The 23,702-nt window shown below is 74.1% G+C and carries 25 protein-coding genes and 3 tRNA genes; 10 read left to right on the forward strand and 18 right to left on the reverse strand.

The window, feature by feature from the left end; translation table 11 throughout:
* Positions 1 to 10: 10 nt before the first annotated feature.
* Positions 11 to 1,756, reverse strand: a complete 1,746-nt coding sequence (locus J4557_RS27040) for an alkaline phosphatase family protein (protein WP_208269558.1) — start codon at positions 1,754 to 1,756, stop codon at positions 11 to 13.
* A 142-nt stretch (positions 1,757 to 1,898) separates the two neighbouring features.
* Between J4557_RS27040 and J4557_RS27045 the strand changes: the two genes are divergently transcribed.
* Positions 1,899 to 2,156 (forward strand): DivIVA domain-containing protein, encoded by a 258-nt coding sequence (locus J4557_RS27045; protein ID WP_208269559.1) that lies wholly within the window; start codon positions 1,899 to 1,901, stop codon positions 2,154 to 2,156.
* Between the two features lie 103 nt (positions 2,157 to 2,259).
* On the opposite strand, the gene J4557_RS27050 is transcribed toward J4557_RS27045, so the two are convergent.
* The 7 genes from J4557_RS27050 to J4557_RS27080 form a co-directional block, all read right to left on the reverse strand.
* On the reverse strand, positions 2,260 to 3,408 hold the full coding sequence (locus tag J4557_RS27050; protein WP_151545285.1) for an NDMA-dependent alcohol dehydrogenase: 1,149 nt from the start codon (positions 3,406 to 3,408) through the stop codon (positions 2,260 to 2,262).
* 272 nt (positions 3,409 to 3,680) lie between these two features.
* A complete protein-coding gene (locus J4557_RS27055; RefSeq protein ID WP_208269560.1) occupies positions 3,681 to 4,319 on the reverse strand; it encodes a DsbA family oxidoreductase in 639 nt (212 codons plus the stop codon).
* 63 nt (positions 4,320 to 4,382) lie between these two features.
* Complete coding sequence (locus J4557_RS27060; protein WP_208269561.1) at positions 4,383 to 5,447, reverse strand: alcohol dehydrogenase catalytic domain-containing protein; 1,065 nt, start codon at positions 5,445 to 5,447, stop codon at positions 4,383 to 4,385.
* Positions 5,444 to 6,277, reverse strand: coding sequence for a phosphonate ABC transporter, permease protein PhnE (gene phnE, locus J4557_RS27065; protein ID WP_208269562.1), 834 nt, complete (start codon positions 6,275 to 6,277; stop codon positions 5,444 to 5,446). Before phnE ends, J4557_RS27060 begins: the two co-directional genes overlap by 4 nt.
* Positions 6,274 to 7,035 (reverse strand): phosphonate ABC transporter ATP-binding protein, encoded by a 762-nt coding sequence (locus J4557_RS27070; protein WP_208269563.1) that lies wholly within the window; start codon positions 7,033 to 7,035, stop codon positions 6,274 to 6,276. The genes phnE and J4557_RS27070 overlap by 4 nt, the downstream gene beginning before the upstream one ends.
* A gap of 4 nt (positions 7,036 to 7,039) precedes the next feature.
* Positions 7,040 to 7,948: a phosphate/phosphite/phosphonate ABC transporter substrate-binding protein gene (locus J4557_RS27075; RefSeq protein WP_208269564.1), complete on the reverse strand. Its 909-nt coding sequence runs from the start codon at positions 7,946 to 7,948 to the stop codon at positions 7,040 to 7,042.
* A 26-nt stretch (positions 7,949 to 7,974) separates the two neighbouring features.
* Entirely contained in the window at positions 7,975 to 9,093 is a 1,119-nt protein-coding gene (locus tag J4557_RS27080) for a TIGR03364 family FAD-dependent oxidoreductase (RefSeq protein WP_208269565.1), read from the reverse strand.
* A 144-nt stretch (positions 9,094 to 9,237) separates the two neighbouring features.
* Between J4557_RS27080 and J4557_RS27085 the strand changes: the two genes are divergently transcribed.
* Both J4557_RS27085 and J4557_RS27090 read left to right on the forward strand, forming a co-directional pair.
* A complete protein-coding gene (locus J4557_RS27085) occupies positions 9,238 to 9,999 on the forward strand; it encodes a GntR family transcriptional regulator (protein ID WP_208269566.1) in 762 nt (253 codons plus the stop codon).
* Positions 9,996 to 10,679 (forward strand): phosphonatase-like hydrolase, encoded by a 684-nt coding sequence (locus J4557_RS27090; protein ID WP_208269567.1) that lies wholly within the window; start codon positions 9,996 to 9,998, stop codon positions 10,677 to 10,679. Before J4557_RS27085 ends, J4557_RS27090 begins: the two co-directional genes overlap by 4 nt.
* A 12-nt stretch (positions 10,680 to 10,691) precedes the next feature.
* Here the strand turns inward: J4557_RS27090 and J4557_RS27095 are convergent, their stop codons facing one another.
* Complete coding sequence (locus J4557_RS27095) at positions 10,692 to 11,009, reverse strand: DMT family transporter (protein ID WP_208269568.1); 318 nt, start codon at positions 11,007 to 11,009, stop codon at positions 10,692 to 10,694.
* 139 nt (positions 11,010 to 11,148) lie between these two features.
* On the opposite strand from J4557_RS27095, the gene J4557_RS27100 reads away from it, so the two are divergent.
* Positions 11,149 to 12,906: a serine/threonine-protein kinase gene (locus tag J4557_RS27100; RefSeq protein WP_208269569.1), complete on the forward strand. Its 1,758-nt coding sequence runs from the start codon at positions 11,149 to 11,151 to the stop codon at positions 12,904 to 12,906.
* A 100-nt stretch (positions 12,907 to 13,006) separates the two neighbouring features.
* Here J4557_RS27100 and J4557_RS27105 read toward each other — a convergent pair.
* From J4557_RS27105 to J4557_RS27125, 5 genes are all read right to left on the reverse strand, one after another.
* Positions 13,007 to 13,078, reverse strand: a tRNA-Val gene (locus tag J4557_RS27105).
* 28 nt (positions 13,079 to 13,106) lie between these two features.
* Positions 13,107 to 13,177, reverse strand: a tRNA-Cys gene (locus tag J4557_RS27110).
* A 26-nt stretch (positions 13,178 to 13,203) separates the two neighbouring features.
* A tRNA-Gly gene (locus tag J4557_RS27115) sits at positions 13,204 to 13,276 on the reverse strand.
* A 40-nt stretch (positions 13,277 to 13,316) separates the two neighbouring features.
* Positions 13,317 to 14,315 carry a CHAP domain-containing protein gene (locus tag J4557_RS27120; RefSeq protein WP_208269570.1) on the reverse strand — a complete coding sequence of 333 codons (999 nt, stop codon included), beginning with the start codon at positions 14,313 to 14,315 and terminating at the stop codon, positions 13,317 to 13,319.
* Between the two features lie 185 nt (positions 14,316 to 14,500).
* Positions 14,501 to 15,304 (reverse strand): universal stress protein, encoded by an 804-nt coding sequence (locus tag J4557_RS27125; protein ID WP_208269571.1) that lies wholly within the window; start codon positions 15,302 to 15,304, stop codon positions 14,501 to 14,503.
* 102 nt (positions 15,305 to 15,406) lie between these two features.
* Between J4557_RS27125 and J4557_RS27130 the strand changes: the two genes are divergently transcribed.
* The gene (locus J4557_RS27130; protein WP_208269572.1) at positions 15,407 to 15,973 is read left to right on the forward strand and encodes a YceI family protein; all 567 of its coding nucleotides are present in this window, start codon (positions 15,407 to 15,409) and stop codon (positions 15,971 to 15,973) included.
* A 15-nt stretch (positions 15,974 to 15,988) separates the two neighbouring features.
* Here the strand turns inward: J4557_RS27130 and J4557_RS27135 are convergent, their stop codons facing one another.
* From J4557_RS27135 to J4557_RS27145, 4 genes are all read right to left on the reverse strand, one after another.
* Positions 15,989 to 16,897: a DMT family transporter gene (locus J4557_RS27135; RefSeq protein ID WP_208269573.1), complete on the reverse strand. Its 909-nt coding sequence runs from the start codon at positions 16,895 to 16,897 to the stop codon at positions 15,989 to 15,991.
* 158 nt (positions 16,898 to 17,055) lie between these two features.
* Complete coding sequence (locus J4557_RS27140) at positions 17,056 to 18,276, reverse strand: M20 metallopeptidase family protein (RefSeq protein WP_243776409.1); 1,221 nt, start codon at positions 18,274 to 18,276, stop codon at positions 17,056 to 17,058.
* Positions 18,277 to 18,362: 86 nt separating this feature from the next.
* On the reverse strand, positions 18,363 to 19,097 hold the full coding sequence (locus J4557_RS49900) for a hypothetical protein (RefSeq protein WP_243776410.1): 735 nt from the start codon (positions 19,095 to 19,097) through the stop codon (positions 18,363 to 18,365).
* A 16-nt stretch (positions 19,098 to 19,113) separates the two neighbouring features.
* Positions 19,114 to 19,884: a maleylpyruvate isomerase family mycothiol-dependent enzyme gene (locus tag J4557_RS27145; RefSeq protein ID WP_208269575.1), complete on the reverse strand. Its 771-nt coding sequence runs from the start codon at positions 19,882 to 19,884 to the stop codon at positions 19,114 to 19,116.
* Between the two features lie 64 nt (positions 19,885 to 19,948).
* Here J4557_RS27145 and J4557_RS27150 point away from each other — a divergent pair, with 64 nt between their 5' ends.
* The 5 genes from J4557_RS27150 to J4557_RS27170 all read left to right on the forward strand — a co-directional run bounded on the left by J4557_RS27150 (position 19,949) and on the right by J4557_RS27170 (position 23,702).
* Complete coding sequence (locus J4557_RS27150) at positions 19,949 to 20,872, forward strand: MerR family transcriptional regulator (protein ID WP_208269576.1); 924 nt, start codon at positions 19,949 to 19,951, stop codon at positions 20,870 to 20,872.
* A 104-nt stretch (positions 20,873 to 20,976) separates the two neighbouring features.
* Positions 20,977 to 22,071 (forward strand): LLM class flavin-dependent oxidoreductase, encoded by a 1,095-nt coding sequence (locus J4557_RS27155; RefSeq protein WP_208269577.1) that lies wholly within the window; start codon positions 20,977 to 20,979, stop codon positions 22,069 to 22,071.
* Positions 22,068 to 22,661: an FMN reductase gene (locus J4557_RS27160; protein ID WP_208269578.1), complete on the forward strand. Its 594-nt coding sequence runs from the start codon at positions 22,068 to 22,070 to the stop codon at positions 22,659 to 22,661. The genes J4557_RS27155 and J4557_RS27160 overlap by 4 nt, the downstream gene beginning before the upstream one ends.
* Before the next feature lie 70 nt (positions 22,662 to 22,731).
* The gene (locus tag J4557_RS27165) at positions 22,732 to 23,073 is read left to right on the forward strand and encodes an ArsR/SmtB family transcription factor (protein WP_208269579.1); all 342 of its coding nucleotides are present in this window, start codon (positions 22,732 to 22,734) and stop codon (positions 23,071 to 23,073) included.
* Entirely contained in the window at positions 23,070 to 23,702 is a 633-nt protein-coding gene (locus J4557_RS27170) for an SRPBCC family protein (RefSeq protein ID WP_208269580.1), read from the forward strand. The genes J4557_RS27165 and J4557_RS27170 overlap by 4 nt, the downstream gene beginning before the upstream one ends.

A 23,702-nucleotide genomic window follows, 5' to 3' on the forward strand; every position in this document is an offset into this window, starting at 1 on the left:
GGGCGCGGCGTCACCTGTGCGACGCCGCAGGCGGGGGAGAGGCGGCGGGCGTGGAGCCGAACGCGGTCAGGAAGCGGTCGCGGAACGTGCTCATCGGCCAGACCGGCGAGGTCCGCGCGGGGCGCAGCCCGTCCTGCCAGCCCCAGCCGGAGATCCGGTCCAGCACGGCCGGGTCGCGGGCCACGATCGTGACCGGGACGTCCCGGCTCGCGTTCTGCCCCGCGATCGTCGGCGCGGGCTGGTGGTCGCCGAGGAAGACCAGCACGGTGTTCTTCGTCCCGTAGGTCAGCATGTAGGAGACGAGGGTGTTCAGCGTGTACTCGATCGACCTGCGGTACTCGCCGCGGATCCTCCCGGACGACGGCCACGCCGCGTTCTCGCCCTTGCCCATGCCGTCGAACACCGACCCGTCGCCGACCGCGTTCCAGGGGACCGGGCTCGGGATCGACGCCCACGGCGCGTGGCTCGACACCAGCGCCAGCTCCGCCATCACCGGCCGGCGCCCGGACGCGGCGAGCTCGTCGCGCTGCAGCGTGTTCAGCGTGTACTGGTCGGGCATGGTCGCGTAGCTGAACCGGGGCCCCTTGTAGCCGAGGTTCCGGTCGTCGTAGACCTTGTCGTAGCCGTAGAACGACGCCTCCGGCCACGCCCGGGTGATCGCCGGCTGGACGGTGAGCGTCCGCCAGCCCGCCTCGCCGAACGCACGGGTGAGCGTGAACCGGCTGCTCGACGTCAGCGTCCGGTACCGCTGCTGGTTGTCGATCCACAGCCCGGACAGCAGCGTCGAGTGCGCGAGCCAGCTGCCGCCGCCCGCCGTCGAGGAGGTGAGGTAGCCGCTGCGGGCGCCGAACCCGGCCTCCTTCAGCCGCCGGGTGCCCGCGTCCAGCACCGCGTCCACCTGGGGCGCGTACTCCGGGTGCTCGACCGCCGAGCGCCCGTAGCTCTCCACGAACGCCAGGACGACGTCCTTGCCGCGCAGTCCCGTCAGCATCCGGCTCGGGGGAGTGTTCCGGAAGGCGTCTACCGAGGCCTGCCTGGCGAACACCCCGCGGTCCTTCAGGCTCGTCCGCACCTGCCGGGCGTGGTCGTAGGCGAGCCGGGCGGCGCCGCCCGAAGCCAGCGGCACGCCGGGGACGGCCTGCGCGCCCAGCGCGGCGGACGCGACCCACGCCGTCCCGAGGACCGCGACGCCCCGGCCCGTCCACGCCCGGTGCCGGGCGGCCAGCCGGGTCAGCCGCAGCACCGCCAGCGCCATCAGCACCGGCACGGCGACCACCAGCAGCACGATGAGCGCGGTGAGGCCGATCGCGGCCGGGCGGCCGACGGAGGTGTCGATGAACTCGAACCCCGGCCGCAGGAAGCTCCAGTCGAAGACGGGGTTGAACGGCCGCACCAGGACCGCGTCGAAGCCCATGTCGAGGACCTTGAGGATGACCAGCACCCCCAGCACCGCGCCCGCCGGCGCCGCGACCCACCGCCGCGCCCGCGCCGGGAGCACCAGCGCCAGCGCCGCGACGACCAGCGCCTCCACCGGGATCCGGACGAACTGCCCGGCCGACAGCCGGCCGAGCCGGTCCGGCGCGTCCAGGGCGAACAGCACCAGCGCGCACGCCAGCGCCGTCGTCACCCATCCCGCGACGCGCCGTGCCCGCCCCGCCGGAGGCGCGTCGCCTCCGCCCGGCCCGTCCCCGTGCTCCCGCGCGTCCTCGCCCCCGCGCTGTCCGCCCGCCGAGCGGAACGCATGAAACACCGACATGTCGGTTCTCCCCAGCCTGGCCCGTGACCGCCGTGCCCCCGGCCCGGCGCCGATCGCGCGCGGTGGGCACATCCGGTTGTACGGTTCGCGGCGTTCGTCGGTTCAGCCGGAGATGCCGCCGAGGGGCTGCTAGCGTCCGGCCATGGTGATGTGGCGAAGCCTCCCGCCGGAGCGGGTCGCGCAACTGAAGGCGTTCGAGTCGGGCTCCCCGCTCCCGTTCACGGTGAGGCTGCGTGGATACGACGCCGTGCAGGTGCGCGACTACTTCCGGCGGCTCGCCGCGGCCGCCGGCGCCGGGAGCGCCGACGGGATCGAGCGCCCGGCCTTCGGCGTCTCGCTGCGCGGGTACGACCGCCGCCAGGTCGACGCCTTCCTGGAGCCGTTCTTCCCCGGCGCCTGAACCGGGGCATGCCGGGCAGGGGCCGGGGCGTGAGAAGGCCGCCGCGGGGACGGTGCGTCCTCGCGGCGGCCTCTCCCGTTCCGGGGCGCCGTGCGGCGGCCGGTCAGTACTTGATCAGGCCGCGGATGTTCTTGCCGTCCCGCATGTCCTGGTAGCCCTGGTTGACCTCGTCCAGGGTGTAGGTCTTGGTGACCAGCTCGTCCAGCTTGAGCTTGCCCTCCTCGTACAGGCGCAGGAGGCGGGTGACGTCGCGGCGCGGGTTGGCGTTGCCGAAGATGCAGCCGACCAGCTCCTTGCGCTGCATCGCCAGGTCGAACAGGTTGAGCTTGACGTCCTCCTGCATGACCGGCGCGACGGCCGTGACGACGCCGCGGCCGCCCTTGGTGACCATGCCCATCATCGGGCCGATGAGGTCGCCGGTGGCCGTCCCCACGGTCAGGATGACCTTGTCGGCGTTGGCGCCCCAGGTCATCTCCGCGACCATCGCCTGGGCCTCCTCGATGGAGGCGGCGCTGTGCGTGGCGCCGAAGACGCTGGTGGCCTTCTCCCGCTTCCACTCGACCGGGTCGACCGCGATGACGTGCCGGGCGCCGGCCATCGCCGCGCCCTGCACCGCGTTCATGCCGATGCCGCCGATCCCGATCACCACGACGGTGTCGCCGGCCCGCACGCCGGCGGCGTTGACCGCCGAGCCCCAGCCGGTGGTGACGCCGCAGCCGACCAGCGCGGCCTTGTCGAGCGGGATCCAGTCGTCGATCTTGATGACGGACGACTCGTTGACCACCGTGTACGGCTCGAACGTGCCGGTGCAGCACATCGTGCCGAGGTCCTCGCCGTTCTTGGAGTGGTGCCGCGAGGTCATGTCGCTGATCTGCCGGCCCGACAGCAGGAAGGCGCCGAGGTCGCAGATGTGCTGGCGGCCCTGCGCGCAGGACGGGCAGCGGCCGCACGCCGGGATGAAGGACAGGACGACGTGGTCGCCCTCCTTCACCGAGGTGACGCCCGGGCCGACCTCGACGATCTCGCCGGCGCCCTCGTGCCCGCCGATCACCGGGAACTGCTTCCAGCCCATCAGGTCGGCGATCTCTTTGTCGATCACCATGTCACCGGTGACCATGTGCTCGTCGGAGTGGCACAGGCCGGACGCCGCGAGCTTGACCTTGACCTCACCCGCCTTGGGGTCGTCGAGTTCGATGTCCTCGACGCTCCATTCGGTGTTCTTGTCCCACAGGATCGCCGCTCGAGTCTGCACGGGGCCCCCTCGCTGGTTCAGGCTGAAGATTCGTCAAAAATAGACGTTTCCGGCCCCGTGTGTCGACATCCGAATCAGATTATGTTCCCGCCTTGACGCCCCGCTCGGGCCGGGTGTCCGGCGACCCGTCCGCACGGGCCCGCACCGCGATGACCACGCGCGTTCCGTGTCCGCGGGGTGACGGAGCGGGGACGCGCGGTCGCCCGCCGGAATCCGTCCCGGCGGCATTCCCGGAACCTTCGGGCCCGTCAGCGGCCCGTCAGGGCGGCCCGTCAGCGCGGCTCGCTCCAGGCGCGGTCGAGGGCCTGTGCGAACGCCTCCGCGGGCTGCGCGCCGGACACGCCGTAACGGCGGTCGATGACGAAGAACGGGACGCCGGTCGCGCCGAGCCGCCGCGCCTCGTGCTGGTCGGCCTCCACCTCGGCGGCGAACTTCCCGGACGCGAGCACGTCGCGGGCCGCCGCCGCGTCCAGCCCGGCCTCCGCGGCGACCTCGACCAGCGAGTCGCGGTCGAACACCGAGCGCCGGTCGGTGAAGTGCGCCTTGTAGAGGGCCTCGACCACGTCGCCCTGCACGCCCTGCTCGCCCGCCAGGTGCACGAGCCGGTGGGCGTCGGCGGTGTTGCCCACCCGCCCGCCCTCCAGGTGGTACTCCAGCCCGACTCCGGCGGCGCGCTCCTCCATCTGCCGGTTCATCTGGACGGCCTGGTCACGTGCCATGCCGAACTTCGCGGACAGCATGTCCGCCACGTCCTCCGTCTTCCCCGCCGGGTAGGACGGGTCGAGCTGGAACGCCCGGTAGGCGATCTCGATCCGGTCGCGGTGCTCGAAACCGCCGAGCGCCCGCTCGAACTGGCGCTTCCCGATGTAGCACCAGGGGCAGATGACGTCGGACCAGATCTCGACACGCATGGGACACCTTTCGCGAAGACGGTTGCCCCACTGCAACGCCCGGCGGCCCGCATCGATTTCCGGTCACGCGCGCGGAGCCACGCCCACGCGGACCGAGGCCGACCGCGCCGCCTCCGCGAGCGCGGCGTCCAGGTCGTCCAGCGGGTGGACGGCGCCGAGCAGCGCCTCGACGGGAAGGCGGGCGGCGGCGGACTCGGTCCAGGTGGCGGCCTCCGCGAGGTCCGCGGGCGCGTAGTTGTGGACGCCCCGCACCGTGAGCAGGCCCCGCACCAGGTCCTGCGCCTCCCAGTCCAGCGGCGCGCCGGGCGAGACCGTCCCGGCGAGCACGACGGTCCCGCCGGTCGCGGTGCGCGCCACCGCGGACCGGGCGGCGGCGGGCGCCCCGGACAGCTCGATGTAGAGATCGGCGGGCGGCGGCTCGGCGGCGGGACCGACCGCGTTCTCGGCGCCCATCAGCATCGCGGTCGCGCGGCGTCCGGGATCGGGATCGACGGCCGTGACCGCCGCGCCCCGCCCGGCGAGCATCGCGGTCGCCAGCAGGCCGAGCAGGCCCGCGCCGCAGACCGTGGCGTTCAGCCCGGCCACCCCGGCGCCGCCCGCCGACACGGCCGCGACCGCCGTCGCCGTCGCGCAGCCGAGCGGCGCCGCCAGCGCGGCCGGGAGGTCCGGGGGCACCACCGCGAGCGGCGTGCCGGCGCGGACGAGCACGTGGCTGGCGTAGCCGCCCGACAGCGGCCCCGCCTCCGCCAGCGCCGCGTGACCGTACTTGAACAGCCGCTCGCACTTCTGCGGCAGGCCCCGGCGGCAGCGCGGGCACGCGCCGCACGCCGCGTAGATCCCGACCGCGACCCGGTCCCCGACCGCGACGTCCCGTCCCCGGACGTCGCGCGGCGCCGGGCCGTCCCCGAGGCGGACGACCCGTCCGACGGTCTCGTGGCCGAGCACCCCGGGCGCGGGCCCGGGCCGGCGCCCGGAGACGGTGTGCAGGTCCGAACCGCAGATCGTCGCGAGCTCCACCTCGACCAGCGCCTCGCCCGGCGCCGGGTCCGGCGGATCCACCGCGACGGCCCGGTGGCGCCCGCCCACGCCCGGCCACACCATGGCGACCGGGCCCCGGCGCGCGGTCACGGTGCGAGCCTGCGCCGGACGAAGGAGCTGAGCAGGTCCACCGCCACGACCAGGACGAGCACCATCAGGATGTAGGTGAGCATCTGGTCGAACCGGAACTCCTGGATCGACTGGTTGATGAGGAACCCGATGCCCCCGGCGCCGACCAGGCCGAGCACCAGCGACGCGCGCACGTTGACGTCCAGCCGGTACAGCACCAGGCCGACCAGCTGCGGCACGCACGCCGGCAGCACCGCGTGCGCGACCAGCTGCGCGCGGCTCGCGCCGGCGATCCGCAGCGCCTGCGCCGGGCCGTCGTCGACCTCCTCCATCGCCTCCGACCACAGCTTGCCCATCACACCGGTGTTGTTGCAGACCAGCGCGAGGACCCCGGCGAACGGGCCGAGCCCGACCGCGGTCACGAAGACCAGCGCGAACACCACGTCCGGCACGGCGCGCAGGAACGACATGACGCCCCGCGCCGCCTGGTAGACGGCGCCGTTGCCGTTGACGGCGCGCGACCCGAGCGCGCACAGCACGACCGTGAACGGGATGGACAGCGTCGTCCCGAGCAGCCCGATCCACAGCGTCACCAGGCAGGCGTGCAGGCCGTCCTTGACGACGGGGTCCCAGGCGAGGTCGGGCGGGACGGCCTCGGAGACGAAGCGGACCATGCCGTGCCAGCCGTCGACCAGCATCCCGGGATCCATGCCGGTGCCGATCCACGCGGCGACGTGCAGCGCCACGAGGACGGCGACGACGGCGCCGCCGATCGCCAGCGTGCGGGGGCTGCGCCGCCTGCGCGGCACGGGCAGCCGTTCGGGGGCGCGCTCGGTCACGAGAACGCTCATGCGTGGACCTCCTCGTCCGCGGTGTAGAGGGCGGACACCTGTTCCTGGGGCACCTCCGCGGCCGGGCCGGCGAACGCGATCCGGCCGCCGCGCAGCCCGACCAGGCGGTCGGCGTGGCGGCGGGCCAGCTCCGGCTGGTGCAGCACCGCCGCGACCGCGATCGACTCCGACCGGGCGAGGTCCGTCATCACGGCCATGACGTTCTCGGCGGCGGACGGGTCCAGCGCGGAGACCGGCTCGTCGGCCAGCAGCACCTCCGCGCGCTGGCACAGGGCGCGGGCGAGCGCGACCCGCTGCTGCTGCCCGCCGGACAGCGCGGCGACCCGCTCGTGCGCCCGGTCGGCCAGGCCGACCCGGTGCAGGCACGCCATCGCCTCCTCGCGCAGCTCGCGCGGGAAGGCGGCGGGCGCCCAGGACCGGCGCAGCGGCAGCCGGCCGAGCGCGCCCGCGCAGACGTTGTCCAGCGCCGTCCTCCGCCGCACCAGGTGGATCTGCTGGAACACCATGGCGACGCGGGTGCGGGCGCGGTCGGCCGCCCGGGACCCGTCGAGCAGGTCGGTGCCGAACACCCCGGCCCGCCCCGCGTCGGGGCGGACGAGCCCGACCACGCACTTCAGCGCGGTCGACTTGCCCGACCCGTTGGCCCCGAGGAGCGCGACCACCTCCCCGGGGGCCACGTCGAGGTCGAAGCCGGACAGCACCGTGCGGCCGCCGAAGGACTTGCGCAGGCCGCGGACCGTGAGCGCGTTCGCGGTCATGGCGCTACAGGTTCTTCTCGGTCAGGCCGAGCGTCCGAGCCAGGTCGAACAGCGGCTGGTAGGTCTGCTTCGTCACCGGCACGAGCGGGCCGGGCTCGACGTCGAGGAACGCTCCCGCCTTCGCCACGTCCTGCGGGGACAGCGTGGTCAGCGCGGAGACGAGCTTGCTCTTGAACGCCGGGTCGAGGCCCTTGGCGACGGTGATCGGGTCGTTCGGGATCGGGTCGGACGCCCAGATCTGCTTGTACTTCGCGGCGTCGAACTGGTGCTCCGACGTCGAGGTGGCCTGCTGCTGCGTGTTGATCTCCGCGGCGTCGACCTTGCCGTAGGTCAGCGCGAGCAGCGACTGCGGGTGGCCGCCGGCGTACTGGAGCTTGACGTCGGACTCCGACAGCCCCGCCTTCCGGATGGCGTAGCGGGGCAGCGCGTCGCCCGACGTCGACCCCGCGTCCGAGAGCGCGAGGGTGCGGCCCTTGAGGTCGGCGACGGACGCGATCGGGCTGTCCTTCTTCACCCAGATGCCGGCCTTGTAGGTCGACACGGACCTGTCCGGGTTGCCGAAGGACACGACGGGCTCGGCGCCGGTGCGCTGCGACGCGAACACGAACCCGAGCGGGCCGAACTGCGCCACGTCGAGCTTCTTGTTCTGCAGCGCGAGGACCTCGGCGGAGTAGCCCTGCACGATCTGCACCTCGACGGGGCAGCCGAGCTTGGCCTCCAGGGCCTTGCCCAGCGTCTTGTACGCGGGCGTCAGCTTGGCGGCGTCCTCGAACGGCTCGACGCCGAAGCGGACCTTGCCGCCGGGGCAGGACCCCTTCGCGGCGCCGGACGAGCCGTCGCCGCAGCCGGTCAGGGCGAGGGCGGCCGCGGGGACGAGCGCGGCCAGCGCGAGGGAGAGCCGGAAACGGCGCATGGAAGGGCCTTTCATGGGGTCAGAGGTCAGAGGAGGGAGTCCAGGACGGTCGGGGCCAGTCCGTGGGCGATCGTCATTCCGATGCCGGAGGTGACGGACACGGCGCGGACGCCGCTCGCCACCTCCGCGTCGAGCACGTCGGTCAGCGCCGACGAGGCGTACTGCCCCCGCCAGCGGCGCAGCACGCGCAGGGACGGGGCGCCGAGCAGCCGCGCGCCCTCGCGCAGCAGCAGCGCCGCCGTGTCCTCGTCGTCGAACGGGGCGTGGGTGGCGGAGTAGTGGTGGGTGTCGCCGAGCACGATCGCGCCGTCCGGACGCTGCGTGAACATCAGGTTCACGCCGGCGTCCAGCAGTTCGGGCGCCTCCGCGGCGACGGCCTCCCGCAGTGCGGCGGCGGCCGGCCGCGCCGTGAACCCGCCGTAGCGCAGCAGCGACAGCCCGGTCAGCACGCCCGGCGCCACCCGGACGCCGCCCGGCGGGGCGACCTCCAGCATCCGCAGCAGGCAGCGGGTCATCCCGGCCGCGTCGGCGACGTCCGGCAGCAGCCGGTCCAGGTCGTGGCCGACCGCGAGGACCGTCCGGGCGGCCCGGACGTCGCCGCGCGACGTGCGGACCAGTCCCGGCTCCACCGCGAGCACGCTGGTGCGCCGCGCGATCGGCACGCCCTGACCGGCCAGCCAGCCGGCCAGCGCGGGGATCGCGGTGGGCGAGTCCAGCCGCAGGTCGAGCGGCAGGTGCGCGCCGCCGAGCGCCTCCGCGCCGGGCAGCCGCCGCGCGACGCCGGCCGCGTCGAGCAGCCGCACCTGCTCGCCGCCCCGCACCGCGGCGAACTCCTCCAGCACGGCCATCTCCTCCGGCCGCCGCGCGACCACCAGCGTGCCGGCCTCGACCACGTCGAAGCCCGCCTTGGCGGCCAGCCAGAGCCAGCGCTCGCGCCCGGCCAGCGCGTACCGGAGCGCGTCACCGTCCTGGGCCGTCACGCAGACATGGCCGAAGTTGCGGACGGAGGCGCCCGCCGCGAAGGCGTCGCGGTCGACGACGGCGACCGTCAGCCCGCGCAGGTGCGCCTCGACGGCGTGCGCCAGCCCGACGACGCCGGCGCCGACCACGAGCAGGTCGACGGGGGTGGCAGGAAGGGGGGTCATGGCTCCGAGACTCGGGGCGCGCCCGGCCGCCCGTCAACCAGGCGAAGGGACTTGTACAAACAAGTTAACCGGCTGTTCACCTGGGAAAATATGGACGTTCCCGCACGTTGACAGGACGGCTTCCGGTCCTTGTATGGTCAGGCCATGACGTCGGGATCACTGCACGCCAGGCTCGCCGACGCGCTGCGGGAACGGATCGTGTCCGGCGCCCTCGCCGTGGGGGAGCCGCTGCCGTCGGAGGCCCGGCTCGTCGAGGAGTTCGGAACCTCGCGGGGCACCGTCCGGCAGGCGTTGTCCACGCTGCGCAACGAGGGCCTCATCGAGGGCGGCCAGGGCCGCCGCCCCATCGTCCGGCGGCGGCCGATGGGCCAGCCGTTCGAGACGTTCCTGTCCTTCTCCGCGTGGGTCGAGCGGTCCGGGCACCGGCCCGGCCAGCGCACCATCGAGCTGGCCCGGCGCGGCGCCGACCCGATCGCCGCCGACGCGCTGGGGCTCGAGCCGGGCGAGCCGGTCATCGACGTGCTGCGGCTCCGGCTGCTCGACGACGAGCCGGTCATGCTGGAGCGCAGCACGTTCGCGCTCGACATCGGCCTGCTGCTGTTCGAGTTCGACACCGACGCCGGCTCCATCTACGCGGGCCTGCTGGCCCGGGGCGTGGAGATCGTCGCCGCCACCCACACCATCGACGCGATCGCCGCCCCGGCCGAGGACGCCCGCCTGCTCGGCGTCCCGAAGGGCGGCCCGCTGCTGCGCGAGCGCCGCACCGCGAGCACCACCGACGGCCGTCCCGTCGAATACGCCGACGACCGCTACCGGCCCGACCGCGCCACCTTCACCATCGCCAACGAGCGGGCGCACCACCTCGCGCTCGTCCGCACCGTCCCCGAGACAGGAGAGGCCCTGTGACCTTCGAACTCGCCGCGCTCGACATGGCCGGCACCACCGTCCAGGAGGGCGGCGCCGTCTACGCCGCCCTCGACCGGGCCGTCGCGGCGCACCTCGGCCGCCCCGTCCCCGCCGACGTGCTGCACCGCTGGACCGGCACCAGCAAGCACGAGGCCGTCGCCGGCCTGCTGACCGAACTGACCGGCACGGCCCCCGCCGGCGACGTCGAGACGGTCTACGCCGACTTCAGCGCCCGCCTCGCCAAGTCCTACGCCGACGCCCCCCCGAAGGCCCTCCCCGGCGTCGCCGAGGCGATCGCGGAACTGCGCGCCGCGGGCGTCAGGGTCGTGCTCCAGACCGGCTACTCCCGCGACATCGCCCTGTCGATCCTGGACGCGCTGGACTGGACCGTCCCCGGCACCGTCGACGGCCTGGTCACCGCCGACGACGTCACCGCGAGCCGCCCCGCCCCCTACATGATCTTCCGGGCGATGGAACTGGCCGCCGTGCGGGGCGTGGACCGCGTCCTCGCCGCGGGCGACACCCCCAACGACCTCGCCGCGGGCCGCAACGCCGGCGTCCGCTACGTCGTCGCGGTGACCACCGGCGCCACCCCGGCCGCCGAACTGGGCCGGCACCGCCACACCCATCTGCTGGAGTCCGTCGCCGACCTGCCCGCCCTCCTCCGGTCGGGCGGCTGATCGGGCGGCCGGTCAGGCCGCGGCGAAGCGCAGCCCGACGACCCCGGCGACGATCAGCAGCAGGCACACGATCCGGGCGAACGTCACCGGGTCGTGCAGGACCGCCATCCCGTACACCGCCGCGCCGACCGCGCCGATCCCCGTCCACACCGCGTACGCGGTCCCGAGCGGCAGCGACTGGAGCGCGTGCCCGAGCCCGACCATGCTCAGCGCGAGCGCCACCAGGAACAGGACGGTCGGCCCCGCCCGGGAGAACTGGTGGGACGCCTCCAGCGCCGCCGCCCACACCGTCTCCATCAGCCCGGCGCCGATGAGGATCAGCCAGACCACGCCCGCGCCCCCTCCGTCATGATCACGGAAGAGTGCCTCCCCCGGCGGGGAGCCCGGAAACGCCGCGCGTCCCGGCGGTCACACAGTAGATTCGGCCGCGCACGGAACGTGTCATTTCCCCCCGCCGAGAGGAGCGCCCGTGCGCGAGGGAGACGTGGTCGCCGACCGCTACCGGCTCGTCCGGACGCTCGTCGGGGGAGCGACGGGCGAGGTGTGGCTCGCCAGGGACGTCGTCCTGGGCCGTGACGTGGTCGTCAAACGGCCGGGCCCGAAGTACGCCGGCCGGGCCGGCGCCGCCCTGCTGCGCGCCGAGGCCCGCGCGCTGGCGAAGTTCGAGCACCCGCACGTGGTCACCCTGTACGACGCGGTCTTCACCGGCCCGGCGGAGGATCCCGAGTCCTGGCTCGTCATGTCCTACGTGCCGGGCGGCAGCCTGGCGGACGGGAGGCCGCGCCCCCCGTGGGAGGCGGCGCGCCTCTGCGCCCAGGTCGCCGGCGCGCTGGAGGCGCTGCACGCGAAGGAGATCGTGCACTGCGACATCAAGCCCGGGAACATCCTCCTCGACCGCGACGGCACCGCGAAGCTGGCCGACTTCGGCGCCGCGTACCGCCTGCACGGCAGCGGAACGATCACCCCGAACGGCCCCCTCGCCTACACGCCCGGCTACGCCGCTCCCGAGGTCCCTCTCGGGGCGCCCGAACCGGCGTCGGACGTCTACTCCCTCGGCGTCACCCTGCACGCCCTCATCGCCGGCCGCTCTCCGGGGCGCGGCGCCGGTGCGCGCCGCAGGGGTGCCCTGGCCAGGGAGACCGGGCCGCTCCGCGCCCTGGTCAAGCGGATGCTGCACCCGAACCCGGCCAAGCGGCCGAGCCTGGCGGAGGTGCGCGCGGGGCTGGAACCGCCGTGCGAGACCAGGACCGACCCCGATCCGGCCCGGCGGCGCGGCCGCAGGGTCCTCACCCTGGTCGCGGTGGCGCCCGTGCCGGCGCTCGCGCTGTCGGCGGCCGTCCTCCTCTTGCCGTCCGGCATCCTCGGGAAGCCCGGCGGCACGCCGCGCGCGTACATAGGGGATCAGCGGTCGGCCGATCCGTGCGCGCTCGCCGATCCCAACGCCGTCGCGCGGTTCGGCGAGACGAGGCCGGACCCCTACTACGGCGGCTTCGACCGGTGCGACGTCACCGTTCGGCCGGGGGGCCAGGAGGAGGTGGACGTGGAGCTGCAACTCCTCGCCGCGGCGGACGAGACGCCCGCCGGGCCGGTCCGCGATCTCCACGGGTTCCGGGTCGTCGCCGAGGCGCAGGAGGGCCGGGAGTGCCATCGCGAGATCCTGCTGCCCGCCGCCGGGGGAGGCGGCACCGTCGACGTCGCGGCGAAGCAGGAGTCGCGCCGCGCGCCGCTGTGCGCCATCGCCGACGCGGCCGCCGAGCACGCGGCCGGTGTGCTCCATCGCGGTCCGATTGCCCGGCGCCGGTCGCACCGCCCGGGGAACTCGCTGATCCACCGGGACGCCTGCACGCTGCTCGGCGCCTCCGTCCTGCGGACCCCGCCCGCTCCCGCTCCGCGGCCCGAGCCGCGTTTCGGGCACTGGGGCTGCGACTGGTCCGGCGCGGGGCGCCTCAGGGTGAAGCTCCTGTTCGACCAGGGCGACCCGCTGGACGGCCAGGGCGGTCGCCCGACCCGCCTGGCGGGCCGGCCCGCGTTCGTGTGGCCGGACGAAGAGGAGGGATGCGAGACGGACGTCGTCCACCGGACGTTCCGGTACCACGGGGACCGGAAGGTGGAGACGCTGAACGTGACCGTCGCCGGAGCCGTGTCCGGCGCCGAGCGCTGCGCGCAGTCGATGCGCCTGGCCGAGGCCGCCGCCAAGGCCGTCCAGGCCCCGGAACCGCACGGCTGAGCGGCGACCGGAAGGGGCCCCGCCTCGGAGGTCGCGTCAGTACGACGAAAGGAGTGGTGCGCCCGCGCTCTCCGCGGGTTCACCACTCCTCATTCGTGCGTGGGCGATACTGGGATTGAACCAGTGACCTCTACCGTGTCAAGGTAGCGCTCTCCCACTGAGCTAATCGCCCTTGCCTGTACTGCTCTGCGTGCACTGCGAGGTGGAGACGGGATTTGAACCCGTGTACACGGCTTTGCAGGCCGTTGCCTCGCCTCTCGGCCACTCCACCAGAGCGAGGCCTCACGGACCTCTCAGAGCGGACGACGGGATTCGAACCCGCGACCCTCACCTTGGCAAGGTGATGCTCTACCAACTGAGCCACGTCCGCTTGTCGGCTCCGGGGTTTCCCCCAGCGCGCATGGACAACTCTAGCGGAATCCGGGAGTGGTTGCGTACTCGTCAGCCGCGGAGCCGGCGGCCGGCTCGGTGGCCGACTCGGTGGCCTCCGCGTGCAGCGAGTTCCAGAACGCGAGCTCGTTGTCCTCCTCGAGGTGGGCGATGCGGCCCCAGAACTCGCGGTCCTCGGCCTCGTGGGCGGCGGCGAGGGACAGGGCGGGCATGACGGTGGTGCCGGCGTCCGCGGCGTTTAGGTCGGCGGGGGTGACGTCGGCCGGGAGGGCGACGGGCGTGGAGGGCCGGTGGTGCTTGCCGCGCTTGCGGACCCGGATGGGCGGCGTGGTGGGGGCCTTCGCGGCGGCGGCGCGTCCGGCGGCGAGGGCGACGGTGCCGCAGAGGACGAAGGCGAGGATGCCGCCGAGGACGACGTCCTGCGCGGGGAGCTGCTGGCCGCCGTTGCCGCTGTGCTGCTCCTCGTGGGTGTGCGTCGTGGCGGCCGGGTCGCCGACCTTGTCGACGGTGGTGGCGGGAGCGGCGTGCTTGGGGGTGTACTTGGCGTCGGTGACCTGGATCTTGCCCGGGTAGCCGAACCCGACGACGTCGTCCATGCCGCGGGTCTTGCGCATGAGCTTGTAGCCGTCGGCGTTGCCCTCGATGGTGTGGAGGGTGTGCCCGTCGACCTTCTCGACGATGCCGACGTGGTCGATCTGGTCGATGTCGCCGGAGCCGGACCAGTCGTAGAAGACGAGGGCGCCGGGCTCGGGGGTGTGGCCCCAGGCGCCGTGCTCCTTGAACCACTTGGCGTGGTCGACGGTGGAGGCGAACTGCCCGGCCTGCTCGGCGACGTCGGCCTTGTCGGCGGCCCAGGCGAGGAACATGTCGCACCACGGGGCCGTCTTGAAGTACGAGTCGTGGTCGCCGTCGATGTGCTTGGCGTACCAGTCGCCGAACTTGGTGTAGCCGCTGCCGTGCTCGGTGTATCCGAGCTGGGCCTGCGCCACGTCGAGCAGCTTCTTGCCGATCGGGTCCATCTCGCTCCCTGCCGACTCGCCGACTCGGGCAGCGGGCGCCCGACCGGGGATCCGGCCCGTGCCCCGTTCCAAGGTCACGTTCCGGTCTCGCTGGAATGTAGTCGAGGTAAACCGGGGGCGGCAAGCCGTTCTGGGAAAGCGGTCATAACGGGCTACTCAGGGGTAGCCCCGTCGGACGCGGCCCGTCAGAAGTAGCCTCTCGGCAGGATGGTCACCGGGCAGGGGGCGGCCCGCAGCACCTTGACGGCCACCTCGCCGAGGAAGACGCGGTGAGCGGCGGCGTCCTCGCTGGACGCGAGGACCAGCAGCTCGCCCTCCGGCCAGTCGAGGTCGTCGAGGGCGTCGGCGACGTCGTCGCCCTCGGCCAGGTCGGCGGTGACGTCCTCGGGCGGCAGTTCGGCGGACTCGACGGCCAGGCGGATGGCGAGCGCCAGGTCGTCGCGGAGCCGCTCGGCGTCGACGTCGCCGATGGCGAGGGTGACGAGGCGGAGCGGGACGTCGAGCCGGTCGGCGGCCTGGGCGGCGCGGATCACGGCCTCGTCGCACTGGGGGCGGCGGACGTACATGACGGTGATGCGGCCGAGCTCGTCGGGCGGCGCGTAGCCGGCGGGCGCGAGCATGACGGCCTCGGTGGCGGAGTGCAGCAGGTGGTCGGCGGCGGCGCCGACGCCGATCCGGCCCCGCGCGCCGCCCTCCGGGGAGCCGACGACGATCAGGTCGGCGCCGATCCGGCCGGCGAGCGCGGTGAGGCCGCGGCCCACGCTGCGGCTCTCCTGGACGAGCAGCTCGGCCGGCTGCTCGCCGAGCAGCTCGGCGGCCTGTTCCAGGAGGGCGTGGGCCTCGCCGGCGGCGCCCGCGCGGTCCGGCGGGTGGACGGTGGCGACGCTCAGCTCGCCGCCGGTGAGGGCGACGATGGCGCGCGCCAGGTCCAGGGCCTCCCGGCCGCCCGCGTCGTGGACGTATCCGGCCAGCACGTGTTCGCCGATCATCTGGTGAGCATTCCCCCTGACCGCGCCGTCACAACGATCATGGACTGGTTTACGGTAACTTTTCGTGTTTGAACCTGATTGCGCTCTTTAGGGGGATTTGTCATGGGGGACGAGGCGGGGGGCCTCGCGCCGGGCCGCTGGACCATCGACCCGGTCCACTCCGAGATCACCTTCACGATCCGGCACCTGATGACCACCGTCCGCGGCTCGTTCCCCGACTTCGGCGGCGAGGTCGTGGTCGGCGGCGACCCGATGGACTCCACCGCGCGGGCGGAGATCAGGATGGCCTCCATCGACACCCGCAGCGCCGAGCGCGACGAGCACGTCCGCTCGGCCGACTTCCTGGACGTCCAGCGCCATCCGGTCATGACGTTCCGGGGGACCGGGGTGGAACGCGCCACGATCGGCCGCCGGGCCAAGCGCCCCCGCTACCACCTGGACGGCGAGCTGACGGTCAAGGACGTCACGCGGCCGGTCCGGCTGCTGACCGAGTTCCACGGCGTCGGGTCCGACCCGTGGGGCGGCACCCGTGCCGGCTTCACCGCGACCGCGTCCATCAGCCGCCGCGACTTCGGCATCGAGTTCAACGTGCCGCTGCAGGGCGACAAGGTCATGCTCGGCGACACGATCGCGATCGCCCTGGAGATCCAGGCCGTCCACGAGGGCTGAGCGCCCGGCGGCCCTTCAGCCTCCGACGTTCCCGGCAGGTTCGGGTTCGGGGACGCCGGGGGCGTGCGGGTTGCCGTACCAGGCGACCGCCACCGCGCCGGCGACGGCCAGCACGAACCCGATGCCCGCCGGCACCGCCATGCCGTCCCGCGAGGCGTCCCCGAGCCACAGCACGCCGATGATCCCCGGGACGACCGTCTCGCCCGCCACCAGCGCCGCCGTCGCGCCGTTGATCGACCCGATCTGCAGCGCGAGCGTGTGGAAGTACATCCCGCCGAGGCCCGCGATCGCGATCGCGTACAGGGCGGGGTCGCCGAGCAGGTCCCGCCAGGCGAACGGGTCGGTGCCGTTGAGGATCCGGACGCCGACGCCCACGGCGCCGAAGCACAGCCCCGACAGCAGGCCCGCGGGGATCGCGGCGCGCGATCCCATCAGCCGGACGATCGGCAGCGCGGCGGCGACGAGCAGCACCGACACCGCGAGCAGCCCCCAGTGCCAGCCGATCGCGACGCGCCCCGCGCCCTCGTGCCCGGCAGTGCCGGCGAGCAGCACCAGCGCGGCGCACACCACGCCGATCGAGATCCACTCCGGCCGGACCAGCCGGATCCCGAGGACCCAGATGCCGAGCACCGCGGTGATCACCAGGTTCGCGCTGATCACCGTCTGGGACAGGAACAGCGGCACCAGCTTCGCCGACAGCGCGCCGAGCCCGAAGCCGGCCGTGTCCAGCACCGTCCCGACGATGAACTCCCACGTCACGACGGCCTTGGCGGTGGAGGACAGGCTCGGCCCGCCGTACTCGGTGGATCCGCAGCCCGCGACGGTCTCGCGCGCCGCGGACCGCCTGGCGCCGAGCGCCTGCAGGACCGATCCCGTCCCGTAGCAGGCCGACGCGCCCACCGCCGTCAGCAGCCCGATGAACACCGGCGCCCTCCGATCCGCCGCGGGGGACCGCCGGTCCCGCCCCGTCCCGTTCCATGCCGTCCGGCGGGCGGGTCCGCCCCGCCCCCCAGTCTGACGACCGGGCGGGCCGGAATGTTTCGGCTGCTCCGCGCCGGTCCCGTGTCGGTTCCCCGTGCCGGTCAGTTCTCCCGCGCCAGCCGCCGGGCGGCCAGCTCGGCGTAGAGCGCGGCGCCGTCCGCCAGCACGGCGTCGTCGTAGCGGGCGTCGGCGGAGTGGTTCACGGCGGCCTTGCCCGGGTCGGCGTCGGACGGGCAGGCGCCCATCACGACGAAGGCCGACGGTACCTCGTCGCACACGAACGAGAAGTCCTCGGAGGCGGGGAACGGCTGCGGCGAGTCGAAGTAGCGGTCCTCGCCGTAGACCTCCCGGATGGTGTCGGCCATGAACGCGGCCTCGGCGCCGTCGTTGACCGTCACCGGGTAGTCCTGGACGTAACTGACGTCGACGTCGAGGCCGTGCGCCCTGGCGAGGCCCTGCACCAGCTCGACCGTCCGCTCCTTCAGCTTCTCGTGCGACGCCGGGGAGAAGGACCGGACGGTGCCGGAGAAGCTCGCCTCGTCCGGGATCACGTTGTCCATCGTGCCGGAGTGGAACGATCCGATCGTCAGCACCACCGGGTCGAACGGGTCGAACGCGCGGGTCACCATCGTCTGCAGCGCGGTGACCATCTCGCAGGCGGCCGGCAGCGGGTCCTTCGCCAGGTGCGGCATGGACCCGTGCCCGCCGACGCCCCGGACGGTGACCCGCAGCCGGTCCGCGGCCGCCATGATCGGCCCGCCCCGGGTCACGAACATCCCCTGCGGCAGCGCCGCGGAGAACACGTGCAGCGCGTAGGCGGCGACGGGGCGCTCGCCGGACGCCTCGAGCACGCCCTCCTCGATCATGATCCGCGCGCCGCCGAGGCCCTCCTCGCCGGGCTGGAACATGAACACCACGTTCCCCGCGAGGTCGTCGCGCCGGGCCGCGAGCAGCCGCGCCGCGCCCGCCAGCATCGTGGTGTGCAGGTCGTGGCCGCAGGCGTGCATCACCCCGTCGACCCGCGAGACCACGGCGGCGTCGCCGCGCTCGGTCACGGGGAGCGCGTCCATGTCGCCGCGCAGCAGCACCGTCGGGCCCGGGCGGGCGCCGCGCAGCACCGCCGTCACCGAGGTCAGCCGCTCGCCGGTGGTGATCTCCAGCGGGAGGCCGTCGAGGGCCGCGAGCACCTTCTCCTGGGTCCGGGGCAGGTCCAGGCCGAGCTCGGGCTCGCGGTGCAGCGCGCCGCGGAGCCGGGCGAGGTCGTCCTGCAGGGCGGCGGCGTCGTCGCGCAGGGACCCGGGGGCGGTCGAAGGCTGGCTCAACGGTTCCTCCTCAGGGGGTCTCCGGTGGCCGCGGGGGCTTTCCGGGCGGCCCGTTCCGGCGCCGCCCCTGCACCGTATCGCCGCGGTCACCCGAAATGTCGCACCCGGCGGGCACGAAGATCCTTGATGAGGAGGTGCGCGTCGCCGAGCCGCGCCGGGTCCTTCAGCGACCGGTAGATGCCCCACTTGGGGGAGACGCCCGCCGTGCCGGGCCCCAGGTCGAGCCCGCCGCGCTCGACGTCGACGACCGCGTCCCCGGCTCCGCCCGTCCCGCCGGCCGTGATCGTCCAGCGGACGCGCCCGTGCGGGGCCGCGGCGAACCGCGCCTCGATCCCGACGCCGATCCACCGGCCGCGGAGCGGGCCGAGGGCGGCGGCGCCGACGACGGTGCCCGACCGGATCGCGTTCAACTCCAGCAGGTCGCGGCCGCCGCGCCGCCTCAGGGACGTCACCAGCACCGGCCCGCCGCCCGGCCCGCCGCCGGGAACCGAGGCGAAGAACTGCTGGACGTGCGTGAAGGCCGCCGTCGCCCGCAGCGCCCCCGCCAGGTACCAGGACCAGGCGAACCGCCATGTCTCGCCCTCGGCGACGCGGCGCTCCCGCCCGTCCGGCCCCCGCATGCCCCGGACCTCCTGGCGCTGCCGGTCCGGGTAGGTGTCGACGTCGCCCGGATGGTGGATGTCGAACCGGTACATCGTCCCGAGGGCCCGGACGTGGCGGACGCCGGGATGCGATCCGGCGCGGTCGTCCTCGACCGCCGCGAACGCGGCCAGGCCGTCGCGGCGGGGGTCGGCGCTCCACTCGTCCCGCTCGTCCGCCATCGCCCCATTGTGGAGGTCAGAACGCCGTGCGGGCGAGCCAGTGGTCCAGCAGCGCCCGGTCGCCGGTCACCTTCGCCTCCGCGCCGTCCGGCGGGAGGCGCCGCGCGAACACCAGCAGCAGGTCGCGGACGGGCCCGGCGATGGTCATGTCGCCGTCCCGGTCCGCGCGCTCCCAGCCGATCCGGTCCGGCGCGCGGGTGATCACCCACCCGGGCACGGACGGCTCGGACGGGCGCAGGCTCAGCGTCTCGCCCCGCCCGTGCAACTCGGCGAGCCTCGGCTGGAGCGTCGCGGCGGCGGGCTCGGACACCAGGCCCAGCCACTCGGTGATCCCGTCGGCGGCGACGTCGGGCGCCACCTCGAACCGGATGCCGGCGGTGAGGGCGGCGTCGGCGTGGTGGACGACCGTGTCGTGCAGCATCCGCCGCAGCCACATCGCGGCCGGGCGCGGGCCCATGAGCGGGTGCGCGACGGTGCGGTCCGGGTCCGCTTCGAAGACCCGGACGAGGTCGTCCGCGCCGGCGCGCAGCCAGCCGGGCCAGTCCTCCGGCGCGTCGGGCGCGGTCCGGGGCAGTTCCGTGACCAGGTCGGTCTCGCCGGAGCGGATGAACCCGGCCGCCCACCGGTGCGCCTGGCCGATGTGCCCGACGAGGTCCCGCAGGGTCCACTCCGGGCAGGTCGGCACCGTGGTGTCCGGGTCCGCGCCGGTGACGGCCCGGGCCATGCCTCCGGTGTGCTCGCGCAGCGCCTCGGCGATGCGGTGGGCGCCGAGGACCGTGTCGTCCATGTTCGCTCCCTCCTCGTGGACGTCGTGCCCGTACCGTAGGAACTCCAGCCCGGTGGAGGTTCAAGTGAGTGTGACCGGCGCCACAGGACCGGGGTCCCTCGGCATCGGCGATCTGGCGGCGCTGACCGGCGTCCCCGTCCGGACGATCCGGTTCTACTGCGACGAGGGGATCCTCGAACCGGCGCGCAGCGCGGGCGGGCACCGGCGGTTCGACGCGGCGGCCGCCGACCGGCTGCGGCTCGTGCGGCGGCTGCGCGGACTCGGGCTCGGCCTGCCCGCCATCGGGGACGTCCTGGCGGGGGAGCGGTCGCTCGGCGAGGCGGTGGCCGCCGAGCGGGCCGCGCTGGAGGCGGAGATGTCGGCCCTCGCCTGGCGCCGCGCCGCGCTGGGCGCGGTGGAGGCGGCGCCGGCCGGCGAGCGGGCGGCGCGGCTTGACCTGCTCGCCGCCGCGGAGGACGGCCGTGCCGCGCGCGCCGCGCTGGTGGAGTTCTGGCTGCGCCGGATCATGGCGCCGCTGCCGGACGAGAGGGTCGAGGCGTTCCTGGAGCGGGTCGTCCCGCCGCCGCCCGCCGATCCGTCTCCGGCGCAGGTGGTCGCCTACGCCGAGATGGTCGTCCTGACCGGGGACCGGTCGCTGAACCGCAGGCTGCTGGAGCAGGCGCGGTCGAACGTGCGGGCGGTGGGCGACGAGGAGTCGCTGCTCGCCGGGATGAGCGAGGCGATGGAGCTGGCGGCGCCGCTGGTCCTCGCGGGGGCCGCGCCGGGGCCCGGCGCGGCGCTGGACCGGTTCGTCGACGCCCACGCCGCGGGGAGGGGCGCCAGGGACACGCCGGAGTTCCGGCGCGGGATCCTGTGCGACTCCGAGGTGGAGCGCGATGCCCGCGTCGCCCGGTACTGGGACCTGTTCCACCTGGTCACGGGGGAGCCGGTGACCCTCGGCGCGCTGCACTTCTGGCTCCTGGAGGCGCTCGAGCGGTCCGTGCCGTAGCGCGGACGGCCGACCGGAACGGCGTGGGCCCGCAGACCGGAATAGGGGGGCGGGGGCCGGGGTTCGGTAGGGTAATTGAAAGTTCTACTACTTGGAGGCCGGCAATGCAGTTCGGGATCTTCACGGTCGGCGATGTCACCACCGACCCGACCACCGGCCGGACCCCGTCCGAGGCCGAGCGGATCAAGGCGATGGTCGCGATCGCGCTCAAGGCCGAGGAGGCCGGCCTCGACGTCTTCGCCACCGGCGAGCACCACAACCCGCCGTTCGTGCCGTCGTCCCCCACGACGATGCTCGGCTACATCGCCGCGCGCACCGAGCGGCTGATCCTGTCGACCTCCACCACGCTGATCACCACGAACGACCCGGTGAAGATCGCCGAGGACTTCGCGATGCTGCAGCATCTCGCGGACGGGCGGGTGGACCTGATGATGGGGCGCGGCAACACCGGGCCCGTCTACCCCTGGTTCGGCAAGGACATCCGCGACGGCATCCCGCTCGCCATCGAGAACTACCACCTGCTGCACCGGCTCTGGCGCGAGGACGTCGTCGACTGGGAGGGCAAGTACCGCACGCCGCTCCAGTCGTTCACCTCGACGCCGCGCCCGCTGGACGGAGCGCCCCCGTTCGTGTGGCACGGCTCGATCCGCAGCCCGGAGATCGCCGAGCAGGCCGCCTACTACGGCGACGGGTTCTTCGCGAACCACATCTTCTGGCCCACCGACCACTTCCAGCGGCTGATCGGCCTGTACCGGCGCCGCTACGAGCACTACGGGCACGGGTCCGCCGACCAGGCGATCGTCGGCCTCGGCGGCCAGGTGTTCATGCGGAAGAACTCCCAGGACGCCGTCCGCGAGTTCCGGCCCTACTTCGACAACGCGCCCGTCTACGGGCACGGGCCGTCGCTGGAGGACTTCACCCGCGAGACGCCGCTGACCGTCGGCAGCCCGCAGCAGGTCATCGACCGGACGCTGACGTTCCGCGACCACTTCGGCGACTACCAGCGCCAGCTGTTCCTGATGGACCACGCGGGCCTGCCGCTGAAGACCGTCCTGGAGCAGATCGACATGCTGGGCGAGGAGGTCGTCCCAGTGCTGCGCAAGGAGTTCGAGGCGCTGCGGCCCGCGCACGTCCCGGCGACCGCGCCGACGCACGCGGCGCTGGTCGCGGCCAAGGAGAACGCGGAGGTGACCCGATGACGACGCTCGCCGTGGTCTCGGCGGGGCTCGGGCAGCCGTCGTCCACGCGGCTGCTCGCCGACCGCCTCGCCGAGTCGGCCGCGCGGGCGCTCGGCGGGGACGTCGCCGTCGAGACCGTCGAGCTGCGCGACCACGCCCACGCGATGGTCGACGCGAACCTGACCGGCTTCCCGTCGGGCGGGTTCCGTACGGCGGTCCAGGCGGTGACCGGCGCGGACGGGCTCATCGCGGTGACGCCGATCTTCAACGCGTCCTACAGCGGCCTGTTCAAGACGTTCTTCGACGTGATCGAGCGCGAGGACCTCGAAGGCAAGCCGGTGCTGCTCGGCGCGACGGGCGGCACCGCCCGGCACTCCCTGGCCATCGACTTCGCGATGCGCCCGCTGTTCGCCTACCTGCGCGCGAACACCATGCCGACGGCGGTGTTCGCGGCCTCGGAGGACTGGGGGAGCGCCGAGACCGGGCTGCCCGACCGCATCGCCCGCGCGGGCGCCGAGCTCGCCGCCGCGATCGCCGGGCGCCCCGCCGCCGCGAAGGCCGACCCGTACGGCGAACCCGTCCCGTTCGAGGACTTCCTCACCGGACGCTGACCCCGCGGACCCATGCCCGCCTCGGTGTTTAAGGCTTGGCTTATATAAGCCGAGGCCATATATTGAGGGCGTGCACGCCTTCGATGTGCTGGGCGACCCGGTCCGGCGCCGCATCCTCGAACTGCTCGCCGACGGCGAGCGGTCCTCGGGCGAGGTGTCGTCGGTCGTCCGGGAGGAGTTCGGCATCTCGCAGCCCGCCGTCTCGCAGCACCTCAGGGTGCTGCGGGAGGCGGGCTTCGCGGTCGTCCGGCCGGACGGGACGCGGCGCCTGTACAGCGTCGGCGCCGCGCCGCTCCAGGAGATCGACGCCTGGCTCGACCGCTTCCGCCGCTACTGGACGCCGCATCTGGACGCCCTGGCCACCGAGATCGCCAGGGGCCGGCGCGCACGCCGGACCGAGGAGGAACCATGATCGAAGTGACCGGGCAGATCAACGCCGTGCGCCGCCGGGTCGGCGAGCGCGAGATGGAGGCCGGGACGGCCCGCGCCGTCGTCATCGGCCAGACCTACGGCGCCCCCGTCGAGGACGTGTGGGACGCCGTCACGAACCCCGAGCGGATCCCGCGCTGGTTCCTGCCCGTCTCGGGCGACCTGCGCGTCGGCGGCCGGTACCAGCTCGAGGGCAACGCCGGCGGCACCGTCGAGCGCTGCGACCCGCCCAAGGGCTTCTTCGCGACCTGGGAGTTCGCCGGCCAGACGAGCTGGATCGAGGTGCGGCTGACGCCCGAGGGGGACGGCTCCACGCGGTTCGAGCTGGAGCACATCACGCACGTCGACGACCACTGGGATCAGTTCGGGCCCGGAGCCGTCGGCGTCGGCTGGGACATGGGCCTGCTCGGCCTCTCCCTGCACCTGTCGACCGGGAAGGACATCCCGGCGGACCTCGGCCCGCAGTGGCAGGCGTCCGACGAGGCCCGCGACTTCATGACCGGCTGCGCGGAAGGCTGGTACGAGGCGGACGCCGCGTCCGGCACCCCGCAGGCCGAGGCCCGTGCCCGCGCGGACCGCACCATCGCCGCCTACACCGGATCCGTGGAATGA

The sequence above is a fragment of the Actinomadura nitritigenes genome (assembly GCF_017573545.1).
In the GTDB taxonomy this organism is placed as follows: domain Bacteria; phylum Actinomycetota; class Actinomycetes; order Streptosporangiales; family Streptosporangiaceae; genus Spirillospora; species Spirillospora nitritigenes.

What these genes read in the sequence shown, in the direction of transcription:
- J4557_RS27045 (WP_208269559.1), top strand. Translation starts at nt 1,899, where the DNA reads ATGGTGATGTGGCGAAGCCTCCCGCCGGAGCGGGTCGCGCAACTGAAG.
- J4557_RS27085 (WP_208269566.1), top strand. Translation starts at nt 9,238, where the DNA reads ATGACGTCGGGATCACTGCACGCCAGGCTCGCCGACGCGCTGCGGGAA.
- J4557_RS27055 (WP_208269560.1), bottom strand. Translation starts at nt 4,319, where the DNA reads ATGCGTGTCGAGATCTGGTCCGACGTCATCTGCCCCTGGTGCTACATC.
- J4557_RS49900 (WP_243776410.1), bottom strand. Translation starts at nt 19,097, where the DNA reads ATGGCGGACGAGCGGGACGAGTGGAGCGCCGACCCCCGCCGCGACGGC.
- J4557_RS27080 (WP_208269565.1), bottom strand. Translation starts at nt 9,093, where the DNA reads ATGACCCCCCTTCCTGCCACCCCCGTCGACCTGCTCGTGGTCGGCGCC.
- J4557_RS27120 (WP_208269570.1), bottom strand. Translation starts at nt 14,315, where the DNA reads ATGGACCCGATCGGCAAGAAGCTGCTCGACGTGGCGCAGGCCCAGCTC.
- J4557_RS27160 (WP_208269578.1), top strand. Translation starts at nt 22,068, where the DNA reads ATGACGACGCTCGCCGTGGTCTCGGCGGGGCTCGGGCAGCCGTCGTCC.
- J4557_RS27040 (WP_208269558.1), bottom strand. Translation starts at nt 1,756, where the DNA reads ATGTCGGTGTTTCATGCGTTCCGCTCGGCGGGCGGACAGCGCGGGGGC.
- J4557_RS27170 (WP_208269580.1), top strand. Translation starts at nt 23,070, where the DNA reads ATGATCGAAGTGACCGGGCAGATCAACGCCGTGCGCCGCCGGGTCGGC.
- J4557_RS27075 (WP_208269564.1), bottom strand. Translation starts at nt 7,948, where the DNA reads ATGCGCCGTTTCCGGCTCTCCCTCGCGCTGGCCGCGCTCGTCCCCGCG.
- J4557_RS27145 (WP_208269575.1), bottom strand. Translation starts at nt 19,884, where the DNA reads ATGGACGACACGGTCCTCGGCGCCCACCGCATCGCCGAGGCGCTGCGC.
- J4557_RS27070 (WP_208269563.1), bottom strand. Translation starts at nt 7,035, where the DNA reads ATGACCGCGAACGCGCTCACGGTCCGCGGCCTGCGCAAGTCCTTCGGC.
- phnE (WP_208269562.1), bottom strand. Translation starts at nt 6,277, where the DNA reads ATGAGCGTTCTCGTGACCGAGCGCGCCCCCGAACGGCTGCCCGTGCCG.
- J4557_RS27125 (WP_208269571.1), bottom strand. Translation starts at nt 15,304, where the DNA reads ATGATCGGCGAACACGTGCTGGCCGGATACGTCCACGACGCGGGCGGC.
- J4557_RS27155 (WP_208269577.1), top strand. Translation starts at nt 20,977, where the DNA reads ATGCAGTTCGGGATCTTCACGGTCGGCGATGTCACCACCGACCCGACC.
- J4557_RS27130 (WP_208269572.1), top strand. Translation starts at nt 15,407, where the DNA reads ATGGGGGACGAGGCGGGGGGCCTCGCGCCGGGCCGCTGGACCATCGAC.